24 protein-coding genes are annotated in these 25,985 nt (G+C 70.5%); 14 read left to right on the forward strand and 10 right to left on the reverse strand.

The window, feature by feature from the left end:
• Positions 1-160: 160 nt before the first annotated feature.
• The 3 genes from MKK58_RS18900 to MKK58_RS18910 all read right to left on the reverse strand — a co-directional run bounded on the left by MKK58_RS18900 (position 161) and on the right by MKK58_RS18910 (position 2,743).
• Positions 161-664 carry a hypothetical protein gene (locus MKK58_RS18900; protein WP_243913760.1) on the reverse strand — a complete coding sequence of 168 codons (504 nt, stop codon included), beginning with the start codon at positions 662-664 and terminating at the stop codon, positions 161-163.
• A 50-nt stretch (positions 665-714) separates the two neighbouring features.
• Entirely contained in the window at positions 715-1,707 is a 993-nt protein-coding gene (locus tag MKK58_RS18905) for a glutathione S-transferase family protein (protein WP_243913761.1), read from the reverse strand.
• A gap of 76 nt (positions 1,708-1,783) precedes the next feature.
• Positions 1,784-2,743, reverse strand: coding sequence for an alginate O-acetyltransferase AlgX-related protein (locus tag MKK58_RS18910; RefSeq protein WP_243913762.1), 960 nt, complete (start codon positions 2,741-2,743; stop codon positions 1,784-1,786).
• Between the two features lie 98 nt (positions 2,744-2,841).
• Here MKK58_RS18910 and MKK58_RS18915 point away from each other — a divergent pair, with 98 nt between their 5' ends.
• The 4 genes from MKK58_RS18915 (at position 2,842) to MKK58_RS18930 (ending at position 7,270) form a co-directional block, all read left to right on the forward strand.
• Entirely contained in the window at positions 2,842-3,372 is a 531-nt protein-coding gene (locus tag MKK58_RS18915) for a 2'-5' RNA ligase family protein (protein WP_243913764.1), read from the forward strand.
• A gap of 74 nt (positions 3,373-3,446) precedes the next feature.
• Complete coding sequence (locus tag MKK58_RS18920) at positions 3,447-4,235, forward strand: phosphatase PAP2 family protein (protein WP_243913766.1); 789 nt, start codon at positions 3,447-3,449, stop codon at positions 4,233-4,235.
• Positions 4,236-4,339: 104 nt separating this feature from the next.
• On the forward strand, positions 4,340-5,650 hold the full coding sequence (locus MKK58_RS18925) for a Gfo/Idh/MocA family protein (RefSeq protein ID WP_243913767.1): 1,311 nt from the start codon (positions 4,340-4,342) through the stop codon (positions 5,648-5,650).
• A gap of 159 nt (positions 5,651-5,809) precedes the next feature.
• On the forward strand, positions 5,810-7,270 hold the full coding sequence (locus MKK58_RS18930; protein WP_409565275.1) for a carbohydrate porin: 1,461 nt from the start codon (positions 5,810-5,812) through the stop codon (positions 7,268-7,270).
• Between the two features lie 3 nt (positions 7,271-7,273).
• Here MKK58_RS18930 and MKK58_RS18935 read toward each other — a convergent pair whose 3' ends face one another.
• The gene (locus MKK58_RS18935) at positions 7,274-8,704 is read right to left on the reverse strand and encodes a TAXI family TRAP transporter solute-binding subunit (RefSeq protein WP_243913768.1); all 1,431 of its coding nucleotides are present in this window, start codon (positions 8,702-8,704) and stop codon (positions 7,274-7,276) included.
• A gap of 136 nt (positions 8,705-8,840) precedes the next feature.
• On the opposite strand from MKK58_RS18935, the gene MKK58_RS18940 reads away from it, so the two are divergent.
• The 3 genes from MKK58_RS18940 (at position 8,841) to MKK58_RS18950 (ending at position 12,210) form a co-directional block, all read left to right on the forward strand.
• A complete protein-coding gene (locus MKK58_RS18940; protein WP_243913769.1) occupies positions 8,841-9,425 on the forward strand; it encodes a RecX family transcriptional regulator in 585 nt (194 codons plus the stop codon).
• A gap of 93 nt (positions 9,426-9,518) precedes the next feature.
• Positions 9,519-10,733: a putative DNA modification/repair radical SAM protein gene (locus MKK58_RS18945; RefSeq protein WP_243913770.1), complete on the forward strand. Its 1,215-nt coding sequence runs from the start codon at positions 9,519-9,521 to the stop codon at positions 10,731-10,733.
• Position 10,734: 1 nt separating this feature from the next.
• On the forward strand, positions 10,735-12,210 hold the full coding sequence (locus MKK58_RS18950) for a UdgX family uracil-DNA binding protein (RefSeq protein ID WP_243913777.1): 1,476 nt from the start codon (positions 10,735-10,737) through the stop codon (positions 12,208-12,210).
• A gap of 5 nt (positions 12,211-12,215) precedes the next feature.
• Here MKK58_RS18950 and ybaL read toward each other — a convergent pair whose 3' ends face one another.
• A complete protein-coding gene (gene ybaL / locus MKK58_RS18955; RefSeq protein ID WP_243913778.1) occupies positions 12,216-14,030 on the reverse strand; it encodes a YbaL family putative K(+) efflux transporter in 1,815 nt (604 codons plus the stop codon).
• Positions 14,031-14,376: 346 nt separating this feature from the next.
• Between ybaL and MKK58_RS18960 the strand changes: the two genes are divergently transcribed.
• The 4 genes from MKK58_RS18960 to polA are packed head-to-tail and all read left to right on the forward strand — an operon-like array spanning position 14,377 to position 19,378.
• The gene (locus MKK58_RS18960; protein WP_243913779.1) at positions 14,377-15,546 is read left to right on the forward strand and encodes a YihY/virulence factor BrkB family protein; all 1,170 of its coding nucleotides are present in this window, start codon (positions 14,377-14,379) and stop codon (positions 15,544-15,546) included.
• A 42-nt stretch (positions 15,547-15,588) separates the two neighbouring features.
• Positions 15,589-15,885, forward strand: coding sequence for a nucleotidyltransferase family protein (locus MKK58_RS18965; protein ID WP_243913780.1), 297 nt, complete (start codon positions 15,589-15,591; stop codon positions 15,883-15,885).
• A complete protein-coding gene (locus MKK58_RS18970) occupies positions 15,866-16,225 on the forward strand; it encodes a DUF86 domain-containing protein (RefSeq protein ID WP_243913781.1) in 360 nt (119 codons plus the stop codon). Before MKK58_RS18965 ends, MKK58_RS18970 begins: the two co-directional genes overlap by 20 nt.
• Before the next feature lie 42 nt (positions 16,226-16,267).
• Positions 16,268-19,378, forward strand: a complete 3,111-nt coding sequence (gene polA / locus MKK58_RS18975) for a DNA polymerase I (protein WP_243913782.1) — start codon at positions 16,268-16,270, stop codon at positions 19,376-19,378.
• Here the strand turns inward: polA and MKK58_RS26880 are convergent.
• Complete coding sequence (locus MKK58_RS26880; protein ID WP_279578454.1) at positions 19,287-19,979, reverse strand: CatB-related O-acetyltransferase; 693 nt, start codon at positions 19,977-19,979, stop codon at positions 19,287-19,289. The two genes, polA and MKK58_RS26880, sit on opposite strands and share 92 nt — an antisense overlap.
• A 237-nt stretch (positions 19,980-20,216) precedes the next feature.
• Here MKK58_RS26880 and MKK58_RS18985 point away from each other — a divergent pair, with 237 nt between their 5' ends.
• Positions 20,217-20,933: a DUF4142 domain-containing protein gene (locus tag MKK58_RS18985; protein WP_243913784.1), complete on the forward strand. Its 717-nt coding sequence runs from the start codon at positions 20,217-20,219 to the stop codon at positions 20,931-20,933.
• 80 nt (positions 20,934-21,013) lie between these two features.
• On the opposite strand, the gene gph is transcribed toward MKK58_RS18985, so the two are convergent.
• Complete coding sequence (gene gph, locus MKK58_RS18990; protein WP_243913786.1) at positions 21,014-21,694, reverse strand: phosphoglycolate phosphatase; 681 nt, start codon at positions 21,692-21,694, stop codon at positions 21,014-21,016.
• Between the two features lie 301 nt (positions 21,695-21,995).
• Between gph and MKK58_RS18995 the strand changes: the two genes are divergently transcribed.
• Together MKK58_RS18995 and MKK58_RS19000 are read left to right on the forward strand one after the other, a co-directional pair.
• The gene (locus MKK58_RS18995) at positions 21,996-22,493 is read left to right on the forward strand and encodes a GcrA family cell cycle regulator (protein ID WP_243913788.1); all 498 of its coding nucleotides are present in this window, start codon (positions 21,996-21,998) and stop codon (positions 22,491-22,493) included.
• A 90-nt stretch (positions 22,494-22,583) separates the two neighbouring features.
• A complete protein-coding gene (locus MKK58_RS19000; RefSeq protein ID WP_243913790.1) occupies positions 22,584-22,826 on the forward strand; it encodes a hypothetical protein in 243 nt (80 codons plus the stop codon).
• Positions 22,827-22,831: 5 nt separating this feature from the next.
• On the opposite strand, the gene MKK58_RS19005 is transcribed toward MKK58_RS19000, so the two are convergent.
• The 3 genes from MKK58_RS19005 to MKK58_RS19015 all read right to left on the reverse strand — a co-directional run bounded on the left by MKK58_RS19005 (position 22,832) and on the right by MKK58_RS19015 (position 25,838).
• Positions 22,832-23,041, reverse strand: coding sequence for a hypothetical protein (locus MKK58_RS19005; RefSeq protein ID WP_243913792.1), 210 nt, complete (start codon positions 23,039-23,041; stop codon positions 22,832-22,834).
• Between the two features lie 119 nt (positions 23,042-23,160).
• On the reverse strand, positions 23,161-24,828 hold the full coding sequence (recN, locus tag MKK58_RS19010) for a DNA repair protein RecN (protein ID WP_243913794.1): 1,668 nt from the start codon (positions 24,826-24,828) through the stop codon (positions 23,161-23,163).
• Positions 24,829-24,959: 131 nt separating this feature from the next.
• Complete coding sequence (locus MKK58_RS19015) at positions 24,960-25,838, reverse strand: outer membrane protein assembly factor BamD (protein WP_238280866.1); 879 nt, start codon at positions 25,836-25,838, stop codon at positions 24,960-24,962.
• Between the last annotated feature and the right edge of the window lie 147 nt (positions 25,839-25,985).

Raw genomic sequence — 25,985 nt, forward strand, 5'->3', positions numbered from 1 at the left:
TTGGATCCGTGGGAGGGTCCGGTCTGTCCGTCCGTCCCGTCCTGCGTCAAGAGATGGGAACTCCGCGCGCTCGGACCAGAGCGGACGTCCACACCCAATCGCCTCGATCTCCCGCGCGTTCTGCCCTCCGGGCGGCAGACGCCGTCGATGCGAGACGGCCCTAGCGGGCCGGTGCCGTCCCACCGGCCTCGCCGTCCGGCGCCTTGGCCGGCGTTTTGGCATCGGTCACGAAGGTGCCCTGATAGGTCCCCTTGGCGGCGTTCGCCTCGCAGGTGATCGCGGTCTTGCCCGGCTCCGGCGTGCTGAAGGCGCAGGCGCCGACGGCGACCAGGGGCCCCTGGACGACGCCGTCCTTCGTGGTCTCGCTCGGAATCACGAGGTTGATCGGCTGGAGCGGGTCGGTCTCCTCCGTGCGCTCCTGCTGGGCGCCGTTGCCGCTGAAGCTGAGGGCGCGGCCCTCGGCCGCGAAGTCGAAGCTCGTGCGGTTGCGCGAGACCGTGTTCATCAGCGTGTTCTTGCAGGAGGCGGTCACGTCCTTGCCGGCGATCACGAGCTTCTCGCAACGGCCCTCCAGCTTCACGGCGGTCTGGGCCGATGCGGATGCGGCCGCGAGCACGGGCAGGGTCGCGAGGAGGAGAAGGCGGGCGGTCGGGAGCAGCGTCATGGTTCCGATGTAAGGCTGGGCGCCGATCTGTCGAGGGGCCGGCTCCCGGCTCAGGCCGGAAAGCGGGCCGCGCGGTCGTTCGGCGCCGCGAAGTCGAGGGCGGGCCCCAGGGGCACGATGCCGGTCGGGTTGATGGTCGGGTGGCTCTCGTAATAGTGCCGCTTGATGTGGGTGAGGTTCACCGTGCCGGCGACTCCCGGCAAGGCGTAGAGGTCGCGCAGGTAGTTCGACAGGTTGGGATAGTCGGCGATGCGCTGCCGGTTGCACTTGAAGTGCCCGACATAGACCGCGTCGAACCGCACCAGGGTGGTGAACAGGCGGATGTCGGCCTCCGTCAGCCGGTCGCCGCAGAGGTAGCGCGCCGCGTCGAGGCGGGCCTCCAGGGCGTCGAGTTCGGCGAACAACGCGGTGAAGGCCTCCGCGTAGGCGCCCTGCCCGGTTGCGAAGCCTGCCTTGTAGACCCCGTTGTTGACGGCGTCGTAGACCCGGGCGTTGACCGCATCGATCGCGCCCGCGAGGTCGGCCGGGTAGAGGTCGGGCGCGTAGAGGTCGGATTGCCCGGTCCCGAAGGCGCCGTTCAGCATGCGGACGATCTCGGCCGACTCGTTCGACACGATGAGGCCGCGCAGCTTGTCCCACAGCACCGGCACGGTGACGCGGCCGGTGAAGCCGGGATCGTTCTTTAGGTAGACCTCGTACAGGCGGGTGGCGCCGTTGACCGTGTCGGGCGTGGCGCCGGGCGAATCGCCGAACACCCAGCCCTCCGCCCCCATATGCGGGTCGACCACCGAGACCGAGATCGCCTCCTCCAAGCCCTTGAGGGCCCGCACGATCAGGGTGCGGTGGGCCCAGGGGCAGGCGAGGGAGACGTAGAGATGGTAGCGCCCGGCCTCGGCCGGGAACCCGCCCTCCCCGCTGGGGCCGGGGGCGCCGTCGGCGGTGATCCAGTTCCGGAACTTGGCGTCGGTGCGCCGGAAGCGGCCGCCGCTTTCCTTGGTGTCGTACCAGGCGTCCTGCCAGGCTCCGTCGACGAGCAATCCCATGTCCGATGTTCCCTGTCCGATCCTGCCCGCGAGCCGGTCCGGTTTTCCCGGGACCGCCCTTGGTCGAGATGGGCGCTCAACCCCGCGCGGCCACCCCCTCCGCGATCAGGGGCGGCGTGACGGCCTCGGCGAGATGCTCGTCCTTCTGGTAGGACGCGATGTCGAAGGTGTCGTCGGGCAGCCGGACGAGGAAGCGCTCGGCGATCTCGAACAGCAGCAGGTCCGGCTTCACGGCGGCGACGTAGCCCCAGTCGATGCTGGACGACCAGATGAAGTGCACCTCACGGAAGGTCTCCGCCAGGAGGCCGCTCAGCATGATCGGTGCGAAATGCGCGTAGGAATCCCCGAACAGCACGACGGTGCGGGGATCGGCCTGCGGGGATTCGTTCCGGAAGCGCACATGGGCGCCAACATGGAGATCGGGCGCCCGGCCGGCGGCCTCGTAGGCCTCCACCAGGGGGCTCGCGTAGACGCGGCGGGCCAGGATGTCGATCACGCCCTGGCTCGTGGTCTCGATCGGCGCCTCCGGAATCTTCGCGCCGAGGTCGCGCACGGAGGTGATCTCGTAGCGCTCGCGCGCGTCGAGGCCGGCGGGTGGGACGGCCCCGCAGGCCCGCATCAGGACCCGGTAGGCGAGCAGGCAGCCGTCGTAGCTCCAGTGCGTATCGGTGCGGTGGTAGAGCGGAACGGGGCCGTTCCGCGCCGCCCGCAGCGGGGCCAGCAGATCGATGAAGGCGGGATGGTTGATGAGCCGCCGGGCGAGCGCCCGGGCGGGCGAGCGCCCGGGATCGTAGGCGAGATCCCCGGTGCGGTCGTCGTAGACCGAGAGCTTCTCGGGCACGATGACGTGCAGGTAGCGGATGCCGAGGGCCTGGGCACGGGCGGCGCGGGCCGCGATCAGCCGGCGCCAGCCGCGCAGCAGCCTCCAGCGGGCGAAGCTCACGCGGTACTGGTCGAGGACGCCGTTGGTACCCCCGATCAGGAAGAGCCAGCCGTCCCGGCCCACATGCACGAAGTCCAGGTGTTTGCGTCGCATGGGCGCTCTCTAGCGGCCCGGCGGGACCCTGAACAGGCTTGGGCCTCCCGCCCGGCGACGCCTGGACCCGGCGGCCCGGCGCGCCATCTCCCCCCGGCATGACACAGCCGACCCCCACCCCCGACCCGCTGATCCTGACCCTCGCGATGGACCCGGAGACGTTCGCCCGCTTCGACGGGCTGCGCCGCCGGCACTTTCCGAAGGCCCTCAACCACATCCCGGCGCACGCCACCCTGTTCCACCACCTGCCGGGCCCGAGCGAGCCCGGCATCGCCGAGACCCTCGCGGCCCTGTCGCGGACCCAGGCGCCCCCCGAGGTGGCGGTGACGGGCCTGCGCTTCACCGGCCGCGGGGTCGCCTACGTCCTGGCCTCGGAGGCGCTCACCGCCTTCCGGGCGCGCCTCGTCGAGCAGTTCGAGCCCCTGGAGGAGGGCCTGACCGCCCAGGACCGCCAGGGCTGGCGCCCGCACGTCACGGTCCAGAACAAGGTCGATCCCGCCACGGCCCGCGCGCTGCACGCCGAACTCGAGGCGGATTTCGCGCCCTTCCGCTTCACCGCGCCGGGCCTGCTGCTCTGGCGCTACCTCGGCGGCCCCTGGGAGCGCCGGGCCACGTTCACGTTCGGATGATGGATTTGCGAGGCCGGCGGGGTTGCGACGGCATGCCCGCACGCTAAGGACGATCCGATGAAAGCCTTGCCCGCATGAAAGCCCTGCCCTCCGGCTACCGCAACAATCCGCTCGTGACCCGGGTGAACGCCCTGCGTCTGGCGCTGCGCCTCAACGAGGTCGGGCCCGTCATCACGCTCCTGGCGGTGAGCCTGCTCGGCTACGGCTTCTTCGCCCTGGCCCACGAGGTCGGCGAAGGCTCCACCGCGGCGCTGGACCGCAAGATCCTGCTGGCCTTGCGCAACCCGGCCGACATCTCCGACCCGATCGGGCCGCGCTGGCTCGAGGAGACCATGCGCGACATCACCGGGCTCGGCAGCGTCTTCACCATTGTGTTCGTGACGGCGGCGGCCTGCGCCTACCTGGCGATGACCCGGCGGCGGCGCATCGCCGTGTTCGTGATCGCGGCGATCGGCGGCGGCGAGATCGCCTCCACGGTCCTGAAGCTGTTCTACCACCGGCCCCGCCCGGACCTCGTGCCCCACGGCATGGAGGTGTTCACCGCGAGCTTCCCCAGTGGCCACGCCATGATGTCGGCCATCGCCTACCTGACGCTCGCCAGCCTGATCGCCCGGGTCGACCGGCAGCGCGGGGTGAAGATCCTCGTCCTCACCATCGGCGTGTCGATGACCCTGCTCGTCGGCATCAGCCGGATCTATCTCGGGGTGCACTGGCCGAGCGACGTGGTGGCGGGCTGGTGCGTGGGGGCCGCCTGGGCGGCCCTGTGCTGGTTCGTGGCCCTGGTCCTGCAGCAGCGGGGCGAGGTGGAGGCGCCGAGTTCCTCGGCCTCGCGGGACGCGCGAAACGAGAACGAGGCGGCCTGACGCGCCCCGGAACCGCGTTTCTCGCCGTGACGTTCCCGACAGAACATGCCGGCGCGCGCGCAGCGCCCGGCCATCCTGTCCCGCCGGAACCGACAGCGAGCTTCATGACGGACGAACTCCCGCTCTCCCGCCGCAACGTCCTTCGTGCCGGCGGCGCCACCCTGACGGGGCTCGCCCTCGGCGCGACCGGGGCATCCGCGCAATCGGGACCGCCCGGCCCCTCGGTCCCGGCCGATACCGGCGCGGTGCAGGGGGGCAGGGTGATGTTCCCGAACTGGCGCGGCCCCGGCGACCGGGCGCCCCCGCCGCCGCCCGCGCCGATGCCGCCGGGCAAGCGGGTGGGCTTTGCCATCGTGGGCCTCGGGCGGCTCTCCCTGGAGGAGATCCTGCCGGCGTTCGGCGAGGCCAAGCGGGCGCGCGTGGTCGCGCTGATATCGGGTACGCCGGCCAAGGCCAAGCTCGTGGCCGAGCAGTATGGAATCGCGCCGGAGGCCGTCTACGGCTACGACGAGTGGGACCGCCTGGCGCAGAATGCGGCGGTCCAGGCTGTCTACGTGGTGACGCCGAACGCGGTGCATCGCGGCGACGTGCTGGCCGCGGCCAAGGCCGGCAAGCACGTGCTCTGCGAGAAGCCGATGGCGGCCTCCTCCGCTGAGGCGCGGGACATGATCGCGGCCTGCGCGGCGGCCAAGGTCAAGCTGATGATCGCCTATCGCTGTCAGTACGAGCCCTATAACCGCGAGGTGGTGCGGCTCGCCCGTTCGGGCGAGTTCGGCCGGCCGCGCCTGATCCAGGCCTTCAACGGACAGACCACCGGGCTGCCCCAGCAATGGCGCCTGAAGAAGGCGCTGGCCGGGGGCGGCGCCCTGCCGGATATCGGGCTCTACTGCCTCAACGGCGTGCGCGCACTCACCGGCGAGGAGCCGGTCTCCGTGGAGGCGCAGATCCATTCGCCGCCGGGCGACGCCAAGTTCGCCGAGGTCGAGGAGTCGGTCGCCTTCACCCTGCGCTTTCCCTCGGGCCTCATCGCCCAGTGCATGACGAGCTACGGGGTGCACGAGTCGCGCCGACTCCAGGTCCATACCGAGCGCGCCGACATCGACCTGCAGAACGCCTTCGCCTATCGGGGCCAGCGCCTGGTGGTGTCTCGGCCGGACGGGCAGGTGGAATCTCAGGACACCCGCATCCTGGCGCAGAAGAATCAGTTCGCCCTGGAGATCGACCACATGGCCCGCTGCATCCAGGAGGATCGCCGGCCCCGCACCCCCGGCGAGGAGGGCCTGCAGGACCAGGTCCTCATGGAGGCGATCTACGAGGCCGCCCGCAGCGGCCGGCCCGTGACGGTGGGTCCGCCCCCAGGCGCGGGCGGCGGCCTCGACGTGACCCGGGGTCCCGAACTCGACGAGGCCGGCTGATCCGCTTCCGGGGGGTTGCCTGAGCGTCATGCGAACCCGCTAGACTGGGCCCGGCGCGGCACGGGACCCGCCGTCCGGATCGCGAGACGCTTGGCCCAGCTTCGACACGCCCCCCACGCGCGACGACCGCTCGCGGTCGCCGGTGGAGTCCTCCTCGCGATCGGACTCCTGTCCGGCATCGTCCGGGCCGAGACGCCGGCCGAGACCGCCGCGCGCCTCGCCGCGGAAGGGCGCGCCATCGGCTCCCCGAGGGGTGCGGGCGGCGATCCCCAGACCTCGGTCGCCCAGTCCGTGACCTCGTCGCGGCCCTCCGCCAATCTCGACACCTCGATCGAGGACCAGCTCGGCCCCTACGGTGACCCCTTCGGGTTCCGGGCCTTCCTGAAGGCGCGCGGCGTCACCTACAGCCTGACCTATATCGGCGAGAGCCTCGGCAACGTCTCCGGGGGCTTTCGCCGGCGCGGCATCTACGAGGGCCTGCTCGACCTCGAGATCGACGTGGACCTCGGGCCGCTGCTCGGCTGGAACGGGGCCGCCCTTCACACCAACCTGTTCCAGATCCACGGCGCCGGCCTCTCGCACGGCGCGGTGGGCAACCTCATCACGATCAGCGGCATCGAGGCGCTGCCGTCGTCGCGGATCTACGAATTGTGGTTCGAGCAGAAGTTCCTCGACGACCGGTTCGGCCTGAAGTTCGGGCAGATCGCCGCCGACACCGAGTTCGCCGTGACCCAGACCGGCACGGTGTTCGTAAACTCCACCTTCGGCTGGCCCAACAACATGGCGGTGGTGATCCCGAGCGGCGGCCCGATCTACCCGCTCGCGGTCCCGGGCGTGCGGGCGAAGGTCGTGCCCAACGCCAACCTGTCCTTCCAGGTCGGCCTGTTCGACGGCGACCCGGCCGGGCCGGTGCGCGGCGGCGCCGACCCCGACCCGCAGCGCCGCAACCGCACGGGGACCAACTTTCGCACGAGCGACCCGGTCCTGGTGATCGCGGAGGCCTCCTACGCCTACAACATCGAACCCGGCAGCACCGGCGAGGCCGGAACGGTGACGCTGGGCGGCTGGTATCATTTCGGGCGCTTCGACAGCCTGCGCTTCGATGGCGCCGGCACGTCCCTGGCCGCGCCCTCGAGCACCGGCATCGCCCGCCGCTTCCGGGGACAGGCCGGCCTCTACGGCCTCATCGACCAGACCGTCTACCGCGAGCCCGACGACCCCAACGACGGCGCCAGCGTGTTCCTGCGCGTCTCCGGATCGCCCTCGGACCGCAGCCTCGTGGACGTCTACGCGGATGTCGGCATCGCCTATAAGGGCCTGCTGCCCGGCCGCTCCGATGACACCGTGGGCCTCGCCTTCGGCTATGCGCGGATCTCCCCCCAGGCGCGCGGCCTCGACACCGATGGGATCCTGGCGACCGGCCTCGCCATGCCGAGGCGCAGCAGCGAGGCGGTGCTGGAGGCGACCTACCAGGCCGTGCTCGGACCCGGCGTCACGCTCCAGCCGGACTTCCAGTACGTCTTCCGCCCCGGCGGCAGCATCCCGAACCCGCGCGACGCCGGCGGCGCCCGCATCCGCAACGCGGCCGTGTTCGGGCTGCGGGGGACGATCCGGTACTGAGCGCTACTCCGCCGCCGGTGCGTGCAGGGACAGCAGTCGGGCCGTGCGGGCATGATCCACGGCGCGGCCGCCCTCCGCGCCCGCATCGCCGAGATTGCGGCGCTCGTCGTTGATCGCGGCGTGGACCGCGTCGATGGCCAGGATGAGGGCGCTCACCGTGCGGTTGTCGATGTTGCGCTCGCGGGCATGCTGGACGACGTCGGCCACGAGGTCGTCGGTCTCGCGCACGAGGCCGTCGAGGTCGGCCTTGCAGGTCGAGCCCCGGACCTCGCGCAGGATATCGAGGAGCCGGTCGAGGACGATGTCGATGCGCTCGCGACGCTTGCGGGCGAGGCGCTGGGCGAGCCAGGCGACGCCCGAGCCCACGGTGCCGCCGAAGAAGGCCAGGAGGTAGATGTAATCCTCGTAGCGCTCGAACATCGTCTGCTGTTCGCGCTCGAAGTAATCCACCGCGCCGGGATGGTTGGGTAGGCGGGCGCTGGTGGCGGCCACCGTCGAGTCGAAGTCCGGCGCCTTCATCAGGTTGGCGATGGGCGCCAGCGGCGCCAGCTTGGAGCGCCACTCGAACAGGTGCTGCGTCACGGAGGCGACGGTGAAGCGGCTGACGCTGCCGCGCGCCATCAGCCGGTAGGAGGCGCCCACCGTCTTGACGTCCTCTTCCGGGCGCTTCGGGCGACCACCGAAGGTGCCGGCGGGGATCGTCACGGATTGCAGTTCGGGCATCCGCTGGATGATGGCCTCGCCGTCGGCCACCGAGACGAAGTTGATCTTCTTCTCGGCGGAGGCCGCCTCGACGGCCCGCACCGTCGAGATCGCCGCCTTCGAGGCGGGCGCGGCGATCACCGCCACGGCGTCGACGCGGCCCTCGGTCAGCGCGCTCGTCACCTCGCCGGGCTTCAGGGGCACCAGGGCGACGCGGGCCGGGCCGAGGACGGTCTCAGGCCCGGTCTCGCTGACGGGGCGCGACACGAAGTCGTAGAAGCCGAGAAGATTGGTCAGGAACGGCATGTCGGCGGCGTGCCGCTCCACCACCCCGAGACGCTTGCGCCCCAGATCCGGGAAGCTCTCGATGCCGGCGGCCTCGGGGGCGGCGATCAGCAAGGCCTCGTCGTGCAGGATGGCGAGGGTCAGCCCGTTCTCCGGCAGCAGCACGTCGGGCCGCACCACCGCGAGGTCGGCCTTGTTGCGTTGGAGGGCCTCGGCACTGTCGCGCACGTCATCGTAGAAATTCAGCTTGAGGCGTACGTCCTCGTGGCCCCGGGCCAGGGCCTGCGCGTAGGTCTGGAGCAGCGTCGCCTCGGCCCCGTCGCGGGGCCCCACCGCCACCGTGAGCGTGGTCGGCCGCGACAGGTAGACGAGCATCCCCGCCACGAGGGCGAAGCCCAGCGCCAGCAGGACGAGCAACCACTCGCGTCTCACGAGGAATGCCGGCATGACAGGCACGAGCCCTTGTCCAGCGTGATCACCATCGCGACAGCCTGCCTCCGAAACCTGTCCGGACCATGAAGAACCGATGACACCGCGAAACGTTGCGCCGCGTCCCGGAAGCCCGGGGGCGGAAAAGGGCCGGATGCCCGCACAGGCCGAGGCCAAGCTCCCGCAGGCAGAGAGGAAGCCACCGCCTCCGGTGACGCCGGCCTATCTGGAGCGCGCCGCGCTGCACTACCTCGAGCGCTACAGCGCCTCCGTGGCGATGCTGCGGCAGACTCTGAAGCGACGCGTCGACAAGCGCTGCCGCCTGCGCGGCGAGGAGGCGGCCGCCTACGCGGAGGCGATCGAGGCCACCGTGGCCCGCGCGGTGAGCGCCGGCCTCGTGGACGATGCCCGCTTCACCGCCGGGCGCCTCGCCGCCCTGCGCCGGCGCGGCGCCTCCGCCCGCGCCGTTTCGGCCAAGCTCGCCGCCAAGGGGGTGCCCCGCGAGGAGGTGGCGGCCGCCATGGAGAACGAACGCGCGGCGGCCGACGAGGGCGCCGACCTCGAAGAGGCGGCGGCCCGCGCCTACGCCAAGCGGCGGCGCCTCGGCCCCTGGCGCCGTCCGGGCACGCGGGAGGCCTATCGCGACCGGGATCTGGCCGCGATGGCGCGCGCCGGCTTCGGCTACGGTCTCGGGCGCCGGGTGATCGAGGCGGAGGAGACGGACGAGCCCACGTTCTGATCCGCCCCGGCCTGCGACATCGCGGCGGCGGAGAAATGCGGGTTTCCCGCGCGAAAACTTGAACGAATCGCGAACGAGGCGCATCTCTCCCGTATGGACGAAATGCTCGCGAAGAAGCTGCGCATCCTCGCCGATGCGGCCAAGTACGACGCTTCGTGCTCGTCCTCCGGGGCGCCGAAGCGCAGCGCGGCCAAGGGCGAACTCGGCTCGACCACGGGCGCCGGCATCTGCCACGCCTACACGCCGGACGGGCGCTGCATCTCCCTGCTGAAGATCCTGCTGACGAATTACTGCCTGTTCGACTGCGCCTACTGCGTCAACCGGCGCTCCTCGAACGTTCAGCGGGCGAAGTTCTCCGTCGAGGAGGTCGTGACCCTCACGGTGGAGTTCTACAAGCGCAACTACATTGAGGGGCTGTTCCTCTCCTCCGGCATCATCAAGTCCCCCGACCACACCATGGAGTTGCTCACCCGGGTGGCCAAATCCCTGCGGCGCGACCACGGCTTTCGCGGCTACATCCACCTGAAGTCGATCCCGGAGGCGAGCCCCTGGCTCATCGAGGAGGCGGGCCTCTACGCCGACCGGCTCTCGATCAACGTCGAACTGCCCACCGAGGCGAGCCTGGAGCGCCTCGCGCCCGAGAAGGACGGTGCGGTCATCCAGCACGCCATCGCGCAGATCGGCGAGCGCATCACGCAGGCCAAGGCCGAGAAACGTCGGTTCTCGCCCGCCGGGCAATCGACGCAGGTCATCGTCGGGGCGGATGCGACCACGGACGAGGCCCTGATCCGCAAGAGCGCGCTCCTTTACGGCTCCTACAACCTCAAGCGGGTGTACTACTCGGCCTTCAGTCCGATCCCCGACGGCTCGAGCATCCTGCCGCTTAAATCGCCGCCGCTCCAGCGCGAGCACCGCCTGTACCAGGGCGACTGGCTGCTGCGATACTACGCCTTCACGCCCGACGATGTCGCCGACGCCACCGAGGACGGGATGCTCTCCCTCGACATCGACCCGAAGCTCGCCTGGGCGCTGAAGCACCGGGCGCGCTTTCCCGTCGACGTGAACGCCGCCGACCGCGAGATGCTGCTGCGGGTGCCGGGCCTCGGCGCCCGGGCGGTGGACAAGATCATTCGCGCGCGGCGGCACACCCGCCTGCGCCTCGACGACGTGGCGCGGCTGACCTCCGCCCTGAAGCGAGCGCGGCCCTTCCTGATCGCGGCCGATTACCACCCGGCCGGCGGCCTCACCGACCGCCTCGACCTGCGGGCGCGTCTCGCCGACCCGCCGCAACAGTTGAGCCTGTTCTGAGATGGGCGCGCCGACACCCGCCCCTCCCGCCTCCGCGGGGGCCGGTGCCCGCTCCGGCGCGCTCGAAGCCGTCTACCTGTCCCCGGGCGCCGACATCGACAGCTTTCGCGCGGCCGCCCGCCGTCTCGCGGGGCGGGGCGTTCCGCCCGAGCGGGTGCTCTGGTCCGTCGGCGAGGCGCCGGGGCTGTTCGGAATGGAGCCGCCGGCTCCGGCCGACGACGCGCCCCTGAACCTGCCGCGCGGTGTCGCCGCGATCGTCGCCCGGGTGGTGCTCCACAGCGATTCGGAGCGCTACGCCCTGCTCTACGACCTGATCTGGCGCGTCCTGCAGGGTGAGCGCAGGCTGCTGGAAGTGTCGAGCGATCCGCTGGTCCACCGCCTGGAACGGATGGCCAAGGCCATCGCCCGCGACCTCCACAAGATGCACGCCTTCCTGCGCTTCCGCCGCGTTGAGGGAAGCGATCCCGAGCGCTTCGTCGCCTGGTTCGAGCCCGACCACCACATCCTGGGGGCCGCCGCCCCGTTCTTCGTCGGGCGCTTCCGGAGCCTGCACTGGACCATCCTGACGCCGGAGGCCTCGGCCTCCTGGGATGGCGATACCCTGACCTTCGGCCCCCCGGGGCGACGCGAGGACGCACCGGCGCAGGACGGCTTCGAGGCGGGCTGGCGCGATTACTACGAGAGCACCTTTAACCCCGCCCGCACCAACCTCACGGCGATGCGGGCGGAGATGCCGAAGAAGTACTGGCGCAACATGCCCGAGACCGCCGCCATTCCGGGCCTCGTCCGGCAGGCGGCGGCGCGCACCGGCGCCATGATCGAGAGGGAGCCGCAGATGCCCGTCAAGCGAAACCCTGCCCGCGCGGTGGCCGCCATGGCCGACCAGGCCCCGGACTCGCTCGACGCCCTCAACGCCATCATCAAGCGCTCGGAGCCGCTGGTGCCGGGCGCGACCCAGGCCGTCCTCGGCGAGGGACCGCTGGGCGCGTCGATCGCCTTCGTGGGCGAGCAACCGGGCGACCAGGAGGACCGCCAGGGTCGCCCCTTCGTCGGGCCCGCCGGGCAGTTGCTGTCACGCGCGATGGAGGAGGCCGGGATCGCTCGGGGCGAAGCCTACCTCACCAATGCGGTCAAGCACTTCAAGTTCGAGGAGCGGGGCAAGCGCCGCATCCACCAGAAGCCCACCGCCGGCGAGGTCAGCCATTACCGCTGGTGGCTCGACCGGGAGCTCGACTTCGTCGCGCCCCGGCTCGTGGTGGCGCTCGGGGCCACCGCCGTGCTGGCCCTGACGGGCAAGCAGATTCCGATCACCCGGGCGCGCGGCCCGGCGGACTTCGAAAAGCCCTATGCGGGCTTCATCACCGTGCACCCGTCCTACCTGCTGCGCCTGCCCGACGAGGCCAAGGCGCAAGCCTACGCGGACTTCGTGGCGGACCTCCGCCGGGTGCACGAACTCGGGCTCTCCCTGGCCGCCTGACGCTTTCAGGCTTCCTCATCCTTGTGGGGGCGCAGTTCGGGCGTGACCTGGTCGATCTCGGTCTCGATGGGCGCCGAGCGGCTCTCGACCCGGGTGCTGTCGACGAAGATGCGGGCTTCGCCCTCCTTCAGGCCGAGGCTGCGCAGGGCATAGAGGGTCATGCCGAACGCGAGTTCGCGCTCGGCCATGAGCACGAGGCCGACGCCCTGCTCCTCGAAATGCCGCCGCTCGCCGTCGTTGTGCGTGCGGATCAGGGTGTCGATGCCCGGACGGAGCTCGCGCGCGAGTTCGACGATGCGCCGCGTCGTGTGGGGCTCCGGCGTCGCGACCACGATCAGCCGGGCCTGCGCGATATCGGCGGCCTGAAGGATGCCGGGGGCCGTAGCGTCGCCGAACACCGCCTCGATGCCCTCCTGGCGCAGATCCAGCACCCGGCGCCGGTCGCGGTCGAGGACGATGTAGGGCAGGTCCCAGGCCTTGAGGGCCTTGCCGATGGTGCTGCCGACCCGGCCGTAGCCGATGAGGATCGCGTGGCCGCGATGGGGCGGGTTCTCGGTGGTGACCGCCAGCGCCGCGGCCCCCTTGCGCTCGAAGCGGGCGGCGAGGTGGGGCCGCTCGGCGACCTTGCGCCCGACCCAGTCGGTGAGCGCGAAGAACAGGGGGTTGAGGGTGATGGAGAGGATGGCGCCGCCGAGGATGAGGTCGCGCCCCTCCTCGGGCAGCAGCTTCAGGGACAGGCCGAGGCTGACGAGGATGAACGAGAACTCGCCGATCTGGGCGAGGCTCGCCGCGATGGTGAGCGCAGTGCCCAGCGGATGCCGGAAGGCGAGCACGATCGCCACCGCCGCCAGGGACTTGCCGATGAGGATGACGCCCAGCACCGCCAGCACCGAGAGCGGCTCGCGGATCAGGATGCCGGGGTCGAACAGCATGCCGACGGAGACGAAGAAGAGCACCGCGAAGGCGTCCTGCAGGGGCAGGGAATCGGCCGCCGCCTGATGGCTGAGGTCGGATTCGGCCAGCACCATGCCGGCGAAGAACGCGCCGAGCGCGAAGGAGACGCCGAAGAGTTCCGCCGAGCCGAAGGCGATGCCCAGCGCCAGCGCCAGCACCGCCAGGGTGAAGAGCTCCCGCGAGCCCGTGCGCGCCGCCTGATCGAGGAGCCAGGGCACGAACCGGCGCCCGCCCACCAGCATCACGGCGGCGAAGATGCCGACCTTGGCCAGCGTCAGGCCGAGGGTGAGCCAGATGTTGCCGTCCCCGGCATGGTGCGCGGCGCCCGCGCCGTCGCCGCCGAGGGAGGGAGCCAGCGCCGGCAGCAGCACCAGGGCCAGCACCATCGCCAGATCCTCGACGATGAGCCAGCCCACCGCGATGCGGCCCTTGTCGCTGTCGAGGAGCCGGCGCTCCTCCAGGGCCCGCAGCAGCACCACGGTGCTGGCCACCGACAGGGCGAGGCCGAAAACGAGGCCCGCCCCGAGGCCCCAGCCCCAGATCAGCGCCAGGGCGCCACCCATGGCGGTGGCCGCCACGATCTGCACGATGGCGCCGGGCAGCGCGATGGTGCGCACCGCCATCAGGTCCTTGATCGAGAAGTGCAGGCCGACGCCGAACATCAGCAGGATGACGCCGATCTCGGCGAGCTGGCCCGCGAGCTGGCTGTTGCCGACGAAGCCCGGCGTGTAGGGGCCGACGAGGACGCCCGCGAGGAGGTAGCCCACGAGGGGCGGCAGGCGCAGGCGCTGCGCCAGCATTCCGCAGACGAAGGCGAGCACGAGGCCGAGGGCGATGATGGCGATCAGCTCTGTCGCGTGCGGCACGGGTCGGTGGTCTCCGGGTCGAGGGAAAGGGCTCCCAGGGCCGTGCCGCGTGCCGCCCGCGGGAGCAAGCCGCGATCGGCCCTCACGTCCACGATGCGCCCGAAAATCCGCCCCGCGCGTCGCCTCGGGTGCCGCGACGCACAACGCCGGTCTCCGGTCCGGGGTTTCGCGGAATAAGTTCGCGGGGCCCGGCGCGGGCCGTCCGCTCGCTTTTCCGTGAGCGGGCAGGAAACACTTTGCCGCCGGGCCTTGTTGCTCAAGCAACGCGTGTTGCGTCGAGACATGCCGGCGTCACCCGCCGGCATCACCGCGCGATGACGATATCCTGCGGCGGAACGGACGATCGATGACACCACGAAACGAGCGCTCGACGGGTCCCGACGCCGTCGAGACCAGGAACGAGACCAGAAATTCGACCCTCTGGACCGTCGCCCTGGCCACCGCGCTCCTCGGCTTGGTCGCGCTCCCGCGCCGGACGGGTCGATCGTCGCCGGCCCCGGCGATGCCGGGGGACCCGACGCGCCAGCCCTCCCCGTCCCATACCGGGTCCGATGCAAAGCGGGTGGCCGCGAACGAGCCCGAGCGGGGCCGCGGGGCGCGCAAGCCCTCCGAAATCCCAGCCAAGGGCTGGAAGGACATCGGGCTGCGGGTGTTCCACGACATCTCGGAGAACAACATCGTCTCGGTCGCCGCCGGGGTGACCTTCTACGTGCTCCTGGCGATCTTCCCCGCCATCGCCGCCCTGGTCTCGTGCTACGGGCTCGTGGCGGACGTCGCCACCATCAACGACCAGCTGGCGAGTCTCCAGGGTGTCGTGCCCTCGGGGGCGCTGGAGATCATCGGCGAGCAGGTCAAGCGCATCGCCGCCAAGGGCGACACCACCCTGGGCCTGACCTTCTTCACCGGCATCGTTCTGTCGGTGTGGAGCGCCAACGGCGGCATGAAGGCGGTCTTCTCCGCCCTCAACATCGTCTACGAGGAGCGCGAGCGGCGCAGCTTCGTCTGGCTCAACCTGCGCTCGCTGACCTTCACCGCCGGCGCGCTCCTGTTCATCATCCTGGCGCTGATCGGCATCGTCGTGGTGCCGGCCGCGATCAACATCCTCGGGCTGAGTGCGCACGCCTGGTACATCGCCCTGCTGCGCTGGCCGGTGCTGCTCGTGGCCGTGCTCGGCGGCCTCGCCCTGCTCTACCGCTACGGCCCGAGCCGCGACGCGCCGCGCTGGCGCTGGGTGACCTGGGGCAGCGCCGTCGCGGCGGTGGGCTGGGTCGCCACCTCGCTGGGCTTCTCCTGGTACGTTGCCAATTTCGGCAAATACAACGAGACCTACGGCTCGCTGGGCGCCGTGATCGGCTTCATGACCTGGATCTGGATCTCCACCACGATCGTGCTCCTCGGCGCCGAGATCAACGCCGAGATGGAGCACCAGACCGAGGCCGACACGACGCGCGGACCGGAGCAGCCGCTGGGCACGCGGGACGCGCGGATGGCCGATACCGTGGGGGCGGCGACGTGAAAGGTCTTCCGGCCACCGCCCGCGTTGCGGTACACTCTCGCCATGGAACGGGACGCTGCCATCCAGATCCTGCGGACGCATGAGGATGCGCTGCGCGCGCGCGGCATCCGGCATGCCGCGCTGTTCGGCTCGACGGCGCGGGGCGAAGCGACCAGGGAGAGCGACGTCGACATCGTGATCGACCTCGACGAGAGCGTGAAGCTCGACGTCTATGCCTATGTCGGTCTCTGCCACTTCATCGCCGACCTGTTTCCCGTGGCGGTCGATGTGGCCAATCGCAAGACCCTGAAAGATCGGATCAGGGACAGGATCGAGCGCGATGCGATCCCTGTCTTCTGAACGCGCGTATGACGCATGCGAAGACATCATCGCCAATTCCGAAGCGGCTCTGAGCTTCGTCGCCGGCATGACCTTCGCGGCCTTCGAGGCCGACCAGCTCACCAATTATGCTGTCGTACGCTGCCTTGAAATCATCTCGGAGGCGAGCCGGCGTCTCAGCCCAGAGACCAAGTCCCGTCACCCTGCGATCCCCTGGCGCGACATCGCGGAGGCAGGAAATTTCTATCGGCACGCCTATCATCGGGTGGCGCTGGACATCGTCTGGAAGACCGTCCACGACCATCTGAACCCGATCATCGCGGCCTGCCGCGCCGAACTGAGCCGATCGCCGGCTCCTTGAACGCAGGCGCCTCGATATCCCCTCGCGAGACCGTGCCGCCCGATGACGTCTGACCTCTCCGAAAAGCCCGTCGGCCCCGGCGATCAGATCATCCTGGTCGACGGCTCGTCGTTCATCTTCCGAGCCTACTTCCAGTCGATCAACCAGGATCAGAAGTACAACACCCGGCCCTCGGACGGATTGCCGACCGGCGCGGTGCGGCTGTTCTGCACCAAGATCGCCCAGTTCGTGCAGGAGGGGGCGGCGGGCGTGATGCCGACCCATCTGGCCATCGTGTTCGACAAGTCCGAGGGCTCGTTCCGCAAGGAGCTGTTTCCCGACTACAAGGGCCACCGGCCGGACGCGCCGGACGACCTCAAGCGGCAGATGCCGCTGATGCGCGACGCCGTGCGGGCCTTCGGGCTGCAGCCGATCGAACTCATCCGCTACGAGGCCGACGACCTCATCGCCACCTATTCGCGCCAGGCCGAGGCGCGGGGCGCGGGCGTCATCATCGTCTCCTCCGACAAGGACCTGATGCAGCTCGTCGGGCCCCTGGTGCGGTTCTACGACTTCGAATCCGGCTCCAAGGGCAAGCCCGGCTACCGCCCCGAGCGCAACCTCGACCGCGAGGCGATCATCGCCAAATGGGAGGGCCTGGCCCCGGAGCAGATCGGCGACGCGCTGGCGCTCATCGGCGACACCTCGGACAACGTGCCGGGTGTGCCGGGCATCGGCCTGAAGACCGCGGCCGCACTGATCAAGGAATACGGCAGCCTCGACGCGCTCCTGGAGCGCGCCGCCGAGATCAAGCAGCCCAAGCGCCGCGAGACCCTGCTCGCCAGCATCGACCAGGCCCGCCTCTCGCGAAAGCTGGTGGCGCTGGAGGAGAACGTGCCGGTTCCGGTGCCGCTCGACGACCTGCGCCTGCCCAAGCCCGACCCCCAGAAGCTGGTGGGCTTCCTGAAAGCCATGGAGTTCAACACACTGACCCGGCGCATCGCGCAGATGCTCCACGTCGACCCGGAGGCGGTGCAGCCCGACCCGGCCCTGCTGCCGAACCGCGAGCCTGCGCCCGACGCGCCGTTCTCCCTCGACGCCCCGGTTCTTCCCGGAGCATTGGGCGATCCCGTGCCGGTCGATCCCGAGACGGCGTCCGGCGCGCCGAGCGGCGAGGTCGACCCCTTCGCCGATCTCGGCCTGCCCGACGCGACGCCCAAGCCGCGCGGCCCCTCCGAGCCGACGCCGGCCAACCTCGTGGCGGCGCGGGCGGCGGAATCGGTCAAGCCGTTCGACACCGCCGCCTACGAGACGATCGGGTCGGTGGAGCAGCTCGACGCCTGGATCGCGGAAGCGGAAGAAGCCGGGGTGATCGCCGTCGACACCGAGACGGATTCCCTGGACGCCAACAACGCCAACCTCGTCGGCGTCTCCCTCTGCGTGGCACCGGGGCGCGCCGCCTACATCCCCCTCCGACACGTCGAGCCCGTGAAGGGCGCCGACGGCGACCTGTTCGGCGATGCCAAGGCAGCGACGGACGCGGTCCAGCCGGCCGCCGGCCAGCTCGACACGAAGGTGGTCATCGAGCGCCTGAAGCCGCTCCTGGAGAATCCGGGGGTGCTCAAGGTCGGCCAGAACCTGAAATACGACCTCGCGGTGCTGGCGCGCTCCGGCATCCGGGTGGCGCCCTTCGACGACACCATGCTGATCTCCTACGTGCTCGATGCCGGCAAGGGCGGGCACGGCATGGACGAGCTCGCCCGCCGCCATCTCGGCCACCAGCCCATCACCTTCTCGGATGTCGCCGGCACCGGCCGAGCCAAGATCACCTTCGACCGGGTGGCCTTGGACAAGGCCACCGCCTACGCCGCCGAGGATGCCGACGTCACCCTGCGCCTGTGGCGGATGATGAAGCCGCGCCTCGTGGCCGAACACCGCGTCGCGGTCTACGAGACCCTGGAGCGCCCGCTGGTTCCGGTGATCGCCCGGATGGAAGCCGAGGGCATCCGCGTCGACCGCAACATGCTGAGCCGCCTGTCCGGCGACTTCGCGCAGATCCTCGTGCGCCTGGAAGAAGAGATCCAGGAGGATGCGGGCGAAAAATTCCAGGTCTCCTCCCCGAAGCAGATCGGCGACATCCTGTTCGGCAAGATGGGGCTGCCCGGCGCCAAGAAGACGCCGTCCGGCCAGTGGGCCACCCCCGCGACCCTGCTTGAGGAGCTGGCGCAAGCTGGCCACCCCCTCCCGAAAAAAATCCTTGAATGGCGCCAGCTCGCCAAGCTGAAATCCACCTACACGGATTCGCTTCAAGCGCATGCCGACCGCGAGACCGACCGGGTCCACACCTCGTTCTCGCTCGCCGCCACCACCACCGGCCGGCTCTCCTCCTCAGAGCCGAACCTGCAGAACATCCCGATCCGCACGGAAGAGGGCCGGCGCATCCGCCGGGCCTTCGTGGCCCAGGAGGGCAATCGCCTGATCTCGGCCGATTACAGCCAGATCGAACTGCGACTGCTGGCCCACATCGCCGATATCCCGCAGCTGCGCCAGGCCTTCGCGGACGGCATCGACATCCATGCGGCCACCGCGAGCGCGATGTTCGGGGTGCCGCTCGCCGAGATGACCTCGGACCTGAGGCGCCGCGCCAAGACCATCAATTTCGGCATCATCTACGGCATCTCGGCCTTCGGTCTGGCCGACCGCCTCGGCATCGGCCGCGAGGAGGCCGGCGCCTTCATCAAGCAGTATTTCGAGCGCTTCCCCGGCATCCGCGCCTATATCGACGACACCCGGCGCCGCTGCCGGGACCTCGGCTACGTCACCACCCTGTTCGGCCGGGTCTGCCACTATCCCCAGATCCGCTCGAACAACCCCAACGAGCGCGCGAGCGTCGAGCGCCAGGCCATCAACGCGCCGATCCAGGGCTCGGCCGCCGACATCATCCGCCGGGCGATGATCCGCATGGAGGACGCCTTGAAGGCCGAGCGGCTCAACGTGCGCATGCTGCTGCAGGTGCACGACGAACTCGTGTTTGAGGCGCCCGAGGACGAAGTGGACAAGGCCCTGCCGGTGATCACCCGCATCATGGTCGACGCCCCCGCCCCCGCCCTGACCCTGAAGGTGCCGCTGGTGGTCGAGGCGCGCGCCGCCCTGAATTGGGAGGAGGCGCATTGAGCGCCTCGGCCTCCGCCCGATCGAGAAAGGCGGCGATATCCGTGCCGAGGATCAGGGGCAGGTAGGCGGCGATCCTCGCGTCCGGCCAAGCCCACCAGTTCAGCCGGAGCAACCGTTCGATGGTCGCCGCGTCGAAGCGGGTGCGGGTCACCTGGGCCGGGTTGCCGGTCACGATGGCGTAGGGCGGCACGTCCCACCGCACGACGGCGCCGGCCCCGACCACCGCGCCGCTGCCGATGGTGACGCCCGACAGGATGGTGCAGTTCGCCCCGAGCCAGACCTCGTCGCCGATCACCACGTCGCCGCGTGTGTCGTGATCCGGACCCGCCTTCAGGGCTTCCGCCCACAGCCCGCCGCCGACGATCCCCGCGATGGCCCGGAACGGATAGGTGGTCACGAGGTCGGTGCGGTGGTTGCCGAGCGCGATGGTGACGCTCGGGCCGATGGAGCAGAAGCGCCCGATGGTCAGGCCGGCGAGACCCGCCTCCAGCACCCGCGGGGCGCCGTAGGTATGCGCCCCGATGGACCAGCCCCAGCGCTCGATCTCGCGGGCGAGGTGGAAGCGGGTGAGGTCGTCGAAGAGCGGTTGCGGTTCGATCATGGAGCCCTCCCGGGGCCTCGGGACAAGGCAGGCCGGCGGACGTGAGATCCGCTCGTCGCTTCGGGATTGCCGCGCGGAACGGGTCCGCCGTGGAGTCGGCGAGGCGGAATAACACCCCCCGAAACGCAAGGCTCCAATGCGACGCAGGGTGGAACGCCCCGTCGGACCACGTGTTGCCGCACCGCAAACGATTCACCAGAACGGCGCCGAACGGGCGCCCCGGAAAGAGAACCCGCCATGACCAAGTCACTCCTCGCCGCCCTCGGCCTGTCGGTCGCCGCCCTCGCCACCCCGGCGCTCGCGCAGGAGCCCCTGTCCTTTCGCGTCGCGCCGCAGTTCGACGGCAACCAGCCGGCCGTGACCGACACCTCCGACTTCCGCGCCGCCGCCCTGCGCTCGGATGCGGTGAGCATCGAGTCGAGCCGCATCGCCCTGGAGCGCTCGCGCAACCCGCGTGTCCGCCAGTACGCCCACAATGTCCTCGTGGAGCGCAAGGCCACCACCCAGGCGCTGCTGCCCGAGGGCACCTCGCTGACCGCCGGCGGCACCGTCGTCTCCGACACCCAGCCCTTCGAGACCCGCCTCGACAACCCGGTCGGCGTGGTGCTCGCCCCGGTGACGATCTCGGCCACGATCGCCCAGCGCGTCGTCGGCGGCGTCCTCGGCGGCGTCGGCCTCGTGGACAACAGCCCCTCCGAGCCGGGCCGCCGCGTCGCCATCGGCGCCGAGGGTCAGGGCCGCATCGACCGCCTGAAGTCCGCTCGCGCGGGCCGCGACTTCGACCGGACCTACGTCGACCAGCAGGCCAACTCGGATGCCCGGACGCTGGGCCTCTACGCCTCCTACGCCCGCAACGGCGACAACGCGCAGGGCCGCGAGTTCGCCAACCAGGCGCTGCCCTACATCGCCGGCGAGCACGCCCACTCGGCCAACCTCGCCGACCGCATCAACTGATCTCTGTCTCCTAGACCCGGAACGACGAAGGGCCGCCCCGTGGGGCGGCCCTCTTTCGTGGCGCGGGGCCGTCCGGCCCGTCAGGCGGCCGGGACCAGGGCGTCCACGGCGGCGGCGAGTTCGTCGAAATGGGCGATGATCCGATCCGGGCCGAGTTCCGTCACCGGCAGGTCGGTGTAGCCGAAGGGCACGGCCACCACGGGGATGCCGGCGGCCTTGGCGGCGTCGATGTCGGCGCGGGAATCCCCCACCATCACGGCCCGGGCCGGATCGCCGCCGGCGCGCTCCACCGTCAGGGTGATGTGGCGCGGATCGGGCTTGAAGTACGGAAAGGTCTCGCGCCCGCAGATCGTCGCGAAGCGATCGGCGATGCCGAGCAGCCCGAGCAGGCGCACCGCCTGCCCCTCGTACTTGTTGGTGCAGACGGCGAGGAGGAAGCCGCGGGCCCGGAGGGCGTCGAGCGCCTCGACCACGCCGGGGAACAGGTGCGACTGCTCGCAGAGATGGTCGCCGTAATGGGCGATGAAGTCCGAGAACAGCGCGTCCAGGCGCTCGGTCGACAGCGGCTCGCCGGCCGTGGTGAAGCCGCGCTGGATCAGGGCCTTGGCACCCGCCCCGATCATGTCCCGGGCTTGTTCCAGGGGCAGCGTCTGGAGCCCCTCGCGGCGCAGGATCACGTTCAGGGTACCGATGAGGTCGCCTGCGGTCTCGGCCAGGGTTCCGTCGAGGTCGAACACGGCGATGGGCGGTCGGGCGGTCATGGGGTCTCGCGGTCAGGTCGGGGGCGGGTTCGCCCGGCTCTAGACCATACCGCCCGATCCGGCGAGGCGTGCCGGCTGCCGCCGGCCGATCCTTTGCCGGTGGACAGGCCCCGCGTCGGCCGCACGTGCCGGTCGGGGCACACTTGCCTCCGCGTCACGGCCTCCTGTACGGTTTGCCCGTCGACGGCCGGGGGGTCGGTTCGGCCATCATCCGAAAGTTCCCGCCGTGTCGGCACGGCGCCCGCGCCCCGAGGGGAGCGGCGACGCGGAACGGTCGGATGCGACGATTTCGGAGGGGGCGATGGTGGATACGGTCCCGAGTTGGTCGGACGAGCGCGTCGACCATCTGCGCAGGCTGTGGGAGGAGGGCCTGAGCGCCAGCCAGATCGCCACGCAGCTCGGCGGGGTCACCCGCAACGCGGTCATCGGCAAGATCCACCGCCTCGGCCTCTCGGGCCGGGTCAAGTCGGCCGAGATGGCAGCCGGCATGCCGCGCCCGAATTCCAACGACGCCGCGACGGACGCCGAGGACGCGATCCCGATGGGCGAGATGCCGATCGCGGCCCTCTCGGCGTCGACGGTCGCCCCGGTGGCGCTCTCGATCACCCGCCGCGTGACGATCATGGACCTGCGCGAATCCATGTGCCGCTGGCCGATCGGCGATCCGACGGCGCCGGACTTCCACTATTGCGGCGACCGGTCGATCACCGGCCTGCCCTACTGCACCACGCACGCGCAGATCGCCTATCAGCCGGCCGCCGAGCGCAAGCGCGACCGCCGCATCGGCGGATTCCGCTGATCCCGCATCGCGGGCGGATGGCACGGTTTCGCCACGTCGCGCGTTGGTTTCCATCGCCGGTTCCCGACCGGCGCGGGAAGGTGATCAACCGTGACGGAGACATCGAGCACCACCGACGAGGCAGAGGCTGCCTTCCTCGACCTCCACGCGCAGCGTGAGGATCTCGAGCGGCAATTGTCCATGGCGCGGATGCGCCAGCAGTTCGGCACCGGCCAGGACGATGTCGAGCGCGCCGGCAGCGAGGAGAAGACGCTCCTGCTCAGCCTGGACCGGGTCCTGACGCAGATCCGGGCGGCGGAGTACAGGCGCCGGCCGAACTCGCGTCGCTGGTAGGCGGGTCAGTCCATCCGGCGCCGGTCGCGCTCCTTGTGCCGAAGGCGCAGGAGCAGGTCGATCTGGCTGTCCGGGATCGGCTGGGTGTCGCAGGTTTCTTCGTAGATCGAGCGCAGGGCCGTCCCGAGCCGGTAGCGCGTGTCGTCGGGCAGGTTCGGTTGGCACGCATTCTCGAGCGCGGCCTCCCTCTCGCCGTCGCAAATCCTCTGGTCCAACGTCTCAGTCCCTCGTTCGAGCGATCCAACGCCGGCGCCGAATCGGAGCGCACTCGCCGTTTATCGAGTGTCACCGAACGTGGTTAAGGAAGGGTTAAAGTCAGGTTGACGGCACGCGTTCAGGCGTCGGCCGCCTGGAGCAGGCGCGCGGCGGCGGCCCGCGCCTCGTCCGTGACCGTGGCACCGGCCAGCATCCGGGCGATCTCCTCGCGCCGGGCCGGGGCCTCGAGGGAGGCGACCCGGGTTGCGACCCGGTCGCTGCCCTTGACCGGGTCCTTGGCGATGAGGAAGTGCGTCACCGCGCGCGCCGCCACCTGGGGCGCGTGGGTCACCGCCACCACCTGGACGCGGGTCGACAGGCGTCCGAGGCGGGCGCCGATTGCATCCGCAACCGCGCCGCCGACGCCGGTGTCGATCTCGTCGAAGATCAGGGTCGGGGCCGAGCCCTTGTCGGCCAGCACCACCTTGAGGGCGAGCATGAAGCGGGAGAGCTCGCCACCGGAGGCGACCTTCATCATCGGGCCCGGCCGGGTCCCCGGATTGGTCTGGGCCCAGAACTCGACCCGGTCCATGCCGGCGGGATCGCGGGATTCCGGATCGGTGGCGATCTCGGTGATGAAGCGGGCGCGCTCCAGCTTGAGCGGAGGCAGTTCCGCCTTCACCGCCGCGTCGAGGGCCTTGGCCGCACGCCTGCGCCCCTCCGTCAGCCGGGTGGCGGCCTTGGCATAGGCGGCCTCCGCCTCGGCCAGGGTCTGTTCCAGGCCCGCCATGGCCTCCTCGCCCGCGTCGATGGCGGCCACATCCGCCGCGTAGCGCTCACGCAGGGCGGCCAGATCGTCGACCGGAACCTGGTACTTGCGCGAGGCGGCGCGGAGCGCGAACAGCCGCTCTTCCACCCGCTCCAGTTCGCGCGGATCGAACTCCGCCTCGCGCAGGGCGACGTCGAGGATGGTGTGGGCCTCGTCGAGGGCGGTCAGGGCGGTGTCAAGGGCGGCGACGCAGGGCTCGACCAGGGCGGGCAGTTGCGCGGACCGCCGCTCCAGCTTGCGCAGGGCCGAGGAGAGGTGGGACACGATGGCGCCGCCGGAGGCCTCGATGGCCTCGTTGAGTTCGCGCGCGACCTTCTCGCTCTGCTGCATCACCGTGCGGCGCTCGGCCAGGGTGGTCTCCTCGCTCGCCTCGGGCGCCAGAATCTCCAGTTCGGCGACCGCGTGGCGCAGGAAATCGGCTTCCTTAGCGGCAGCCTCCACGCGGGCGCGGTGCTCCGACAGGGCGCTGCGCGCAGCCTTCACCCGCCGGGCCGCCGCCGTCACCTGTCCGAGCGGCCCTTGCAAGCCGCCGAAGGCGTCGAGGATGGCGCGGTGAGTGGTGGGATCGGCAAGCGCCCGGTCGTCGTGCTGCCCGTGGATCTCCACGAGGGCCGCGCCGATGGCCCGCAGGACCTGCACGCCCACGGCCTGGTCGTTGACGAAGGCGCGGGTGCGCCCGTCGGCCATCTGCACGCGGCGCAGGATGAGGTCGCCCTCGGTATCGATCTCGGCCTCGGCCGCGAGCGCCCGCGCCGCATGGTCGAGGGGCACGTCGAACACGGCGGTGACGGCGCCCTGCCCTTCCCCGTGGCGCACGAGGCGGCCGTCGCCGCGCCCGCCCAGCGCCAGGGCGAAAGCATCGAGCAGGATCGATTTGCCCGCGCCCGTCTCGCCGGTCAGGACGCTGAGTCCATCGCGAAAATTCAGGACGAGCTTGTCGATGAGAACGATGTCGCGGATCGCGAGCTGGCTCAGCATGCCGCGTCTGGGGTCCCGTTGTGAACGCTGGCGCCGTGTTTACGGCGAAGTGCCGCCGGCTTCACGCAAAAAGATGCCGCCCCCCTCGGGGAGCGGCAAAGCGGCACTCGACGGGCGTGGAATGTGGAGACCTACTGGGCCTCGGCGGTGCGCCCGATGACGCCGCGATAGACCTTGCTGAGCCAGGAGGTCTTCTCCTCGCGCGGCTCCAGGCCACCGTTCTGCAGGAGCGCGTGGGCGTCCTTGTACCAGGGGCTGTCGGGGAAGTTGTGGCCGAGCACGGCGGCGGCGGTCTGCGCCTCCTGGGTCAGGCCCAGCGCCATGTAGGCCTCGGTCAGACGCTCCAGAGCCTCCTCGGCGTGGCGGGTCGTCTGGTACTTGCTGACCACGTCGCGGAACCGGTTGATCGCGGCGGGGAAGTTGCGGCGCTCGAGGTAGAAGCGCCCGACCTCCATCTCCTTGCCGGCGAGCTGGTCGCGGGTGATCTGGATCTTGGCCTTGGCGTCGGCGGCGTATTCAGAGGTCGGATACTTCTGGACGAGCTCCTGCAGGCCGGCGAGCGCCTTCTCGGAGCGGTCCTGGTCGCGGGTCACGTCCGGGATCTGCTTATAGTGCGACATCGCCATGAGGTACTGGGCGTAGGCCGCGTCCTTGCTCGCCGGGTGGCGCTGCAGGTAGCGCTTCGAGGCGTTGATCGCGTCGTCGTACTTCGCGCCCTCGTAGTTCGAGTAGGCGGTCATCAGGAGCGCTTTGCGCGACCAGTCGGAGTAGCTGTAGGCCTTGTCGAGTTCGCCGAACTTCTTCGAGGCGCCCTCGTAGTCCTTGTCTTCCATGCGCGCCAGGCCCTCGCTGTAGAGCTTGTCGGCGGGAACGTCCGGGATGACCTCGGGCTTGTACTTCTCGGCGAAGGGATTGATCGAGTCGAGGGCGTCGCAGCCACCCAGGCCGAGGCCGCACAGGGTCACCAGCACGGCCGCCATCGCACCGCTCTTGGGTTGGTTCAGGCGCATTCCGGTCTTCCCCCAACAGACGGGCCTGTTCTCAGGCGCGCGTCGTCAAGCCATCACAGTCAGGTCGGTCGCGTGGCTGACGGCCTCATGCCACGATCCGGGTGCGTTGCACACCGGACGGACGTCCCGTTTCACGCTGGATTCACC

Origin of the sequence: Methylobacterium sp. J-078 (genome assembly GCF_022829285.1) — a bacterium.
In the GTDB taxonomy this organism is placed as follows: Bacteria; Pseudomonadota; Alphaproteobacteria; order Rhizobiales; family Beijerinckiaceae; genus Methylobacterium.

Bases quoted from the DNA above. Each gene is read 5' to 3' on its own strand.
- MKK58_RS18900 (WP_243913760.1), bottom strand. From the start codon at position 664: ATGACGCTGCTCCCGACCGCCCGCCTTCTCCTCCTCGCGACCCTGCCC.
- MKK58_RS18905 (WP_243913761.1), bottom strand. From the start codon at position 1,707: ATGGGATTGCTCGTCGACGGAGCCTGGCAGGACGCCTGGTACGACACC.
- MKK58_RS18910 (WP_243913762.1), bottom strand. From the start codon at position 2,743: ATGCGACGCAAACACCTGGACTTCGTGCATGTGGGCCGGGACGGCTGG.
- MKK58_RS18915 (WP_243913764.1), top strand. From the start codon at position 2,842: ATGACACAGCCGACCCCCACCCCCGACCCGCTGATCCTGACCCTCGCG.
- MKK58_RS18920 (WP_243913766.1), top strand. From the start codon at position 3,447: ATGAAAGCCCTGCCCTCCGGCTACCGCAACAATCCGCTCGTGACCCGG.
- MKK58_RS18925 (WP_243913767.1), top strand. From the start codon at position 4,340: ATGACGGACGAACTCCCGCTCTCCCGCCGCAACGTCCTTCGTGCCGGC.
- MKK58_RS18935 (WP_243913768.1), bottom strand. From the start codon at position 8,704: ATGCCGGCATTCCTCGTGAGACGCGAGTGGTTGCTCGTCCTGCTGGCG.
- MKK58_RS18940 (WP_243913769.1), top strand. From the start codon at position 8,841: ATGCCCGCACAGGCCGAGGCCAAGCTCCCGCAGGCAGAGAGGAAGCCA.
- MKK58_RS18945 (WP_243913770.1), top strand. From the start codon at position 9,519: ATGGACGAAATGCTCGCGAAGAAGCTGCGCATCCTCGCCGATGCGGCC.
- MKK58_RS18950 (WP_243913777.1), top strand. From the start codon at position 10,735: ATGGGCGCGCCGACACCCGCCCCTCCCGCCTCCGCGGGGGCCGGTGCC.
- MKK58_RS18960 (WP_243913779.1), top strand. From the start codon at position 14,377: ATGACACCACGAAACGAGCGCTCGACGGGTCCCGACGCCGTCGAGACC.
- MKK58_RS18965 (WP_243913780.1), top strand. From the start codon at position 15,589: ATGGAACGGGACGCTGCCATCCAGATCCTGCGGACGCATGAGGATGCG.
- MKK58_RS18970 (WP_243913781.1), top strand. From the start codon at position 15,866: ATGCGATCCCTGTCTTCTGAACGCGCGTATGACGCATGCGAAGACATC.
- polA (WP_243913782.1), top strand. From the start codon at position 16,268: ATGACGTCTGACCTCTCCGAAAAGCCCGTCGGCCCCGGCGATCAGATC.
- MKK58_RS26880 (WP_279578454.1), bottom strand. From the start codon at position 19,979: ATGATCGAACCGCAACCGCTCTTCGACGACCTCACCCGCTTCCACCTC.
- MKK58_RS18985 (WP_243913784.1), top strand. From the start codon at position 20,217: ATGACCAAGTCACTCCTCGCCGCCCTCGGCCTGTCGGTCGCCGCCCTC.
- gph (WP_243913786.1), bottom strand. From the start codon at position 21,694: ATGACCGCCCGACCGCCCATCGCCGTGTTCGACCTCGACGGAACCCTG.
- MKK58_RS18995 (WP_243913788.1), top strand. From the start codon at position 21,996: ATGGTGGATACGGTCCCGAGTTGGTCGGACGAGCGCGTCGACCATCTG.
- recN (WP_243913794.1), bottom strand. From the start codon at position 24,828: ATGCTGAGCCAGCTCGCGATCCGCGACATCGTTCTCATCGACAAGCTC.
- MKK58_RS19015 (WP_238280866.1), bottom strand. From the start codon at position 25,838: ATGCGCCTGAACCAACCCAAGAGCGGTGCGATGGCGGCCGTGCTGGTG.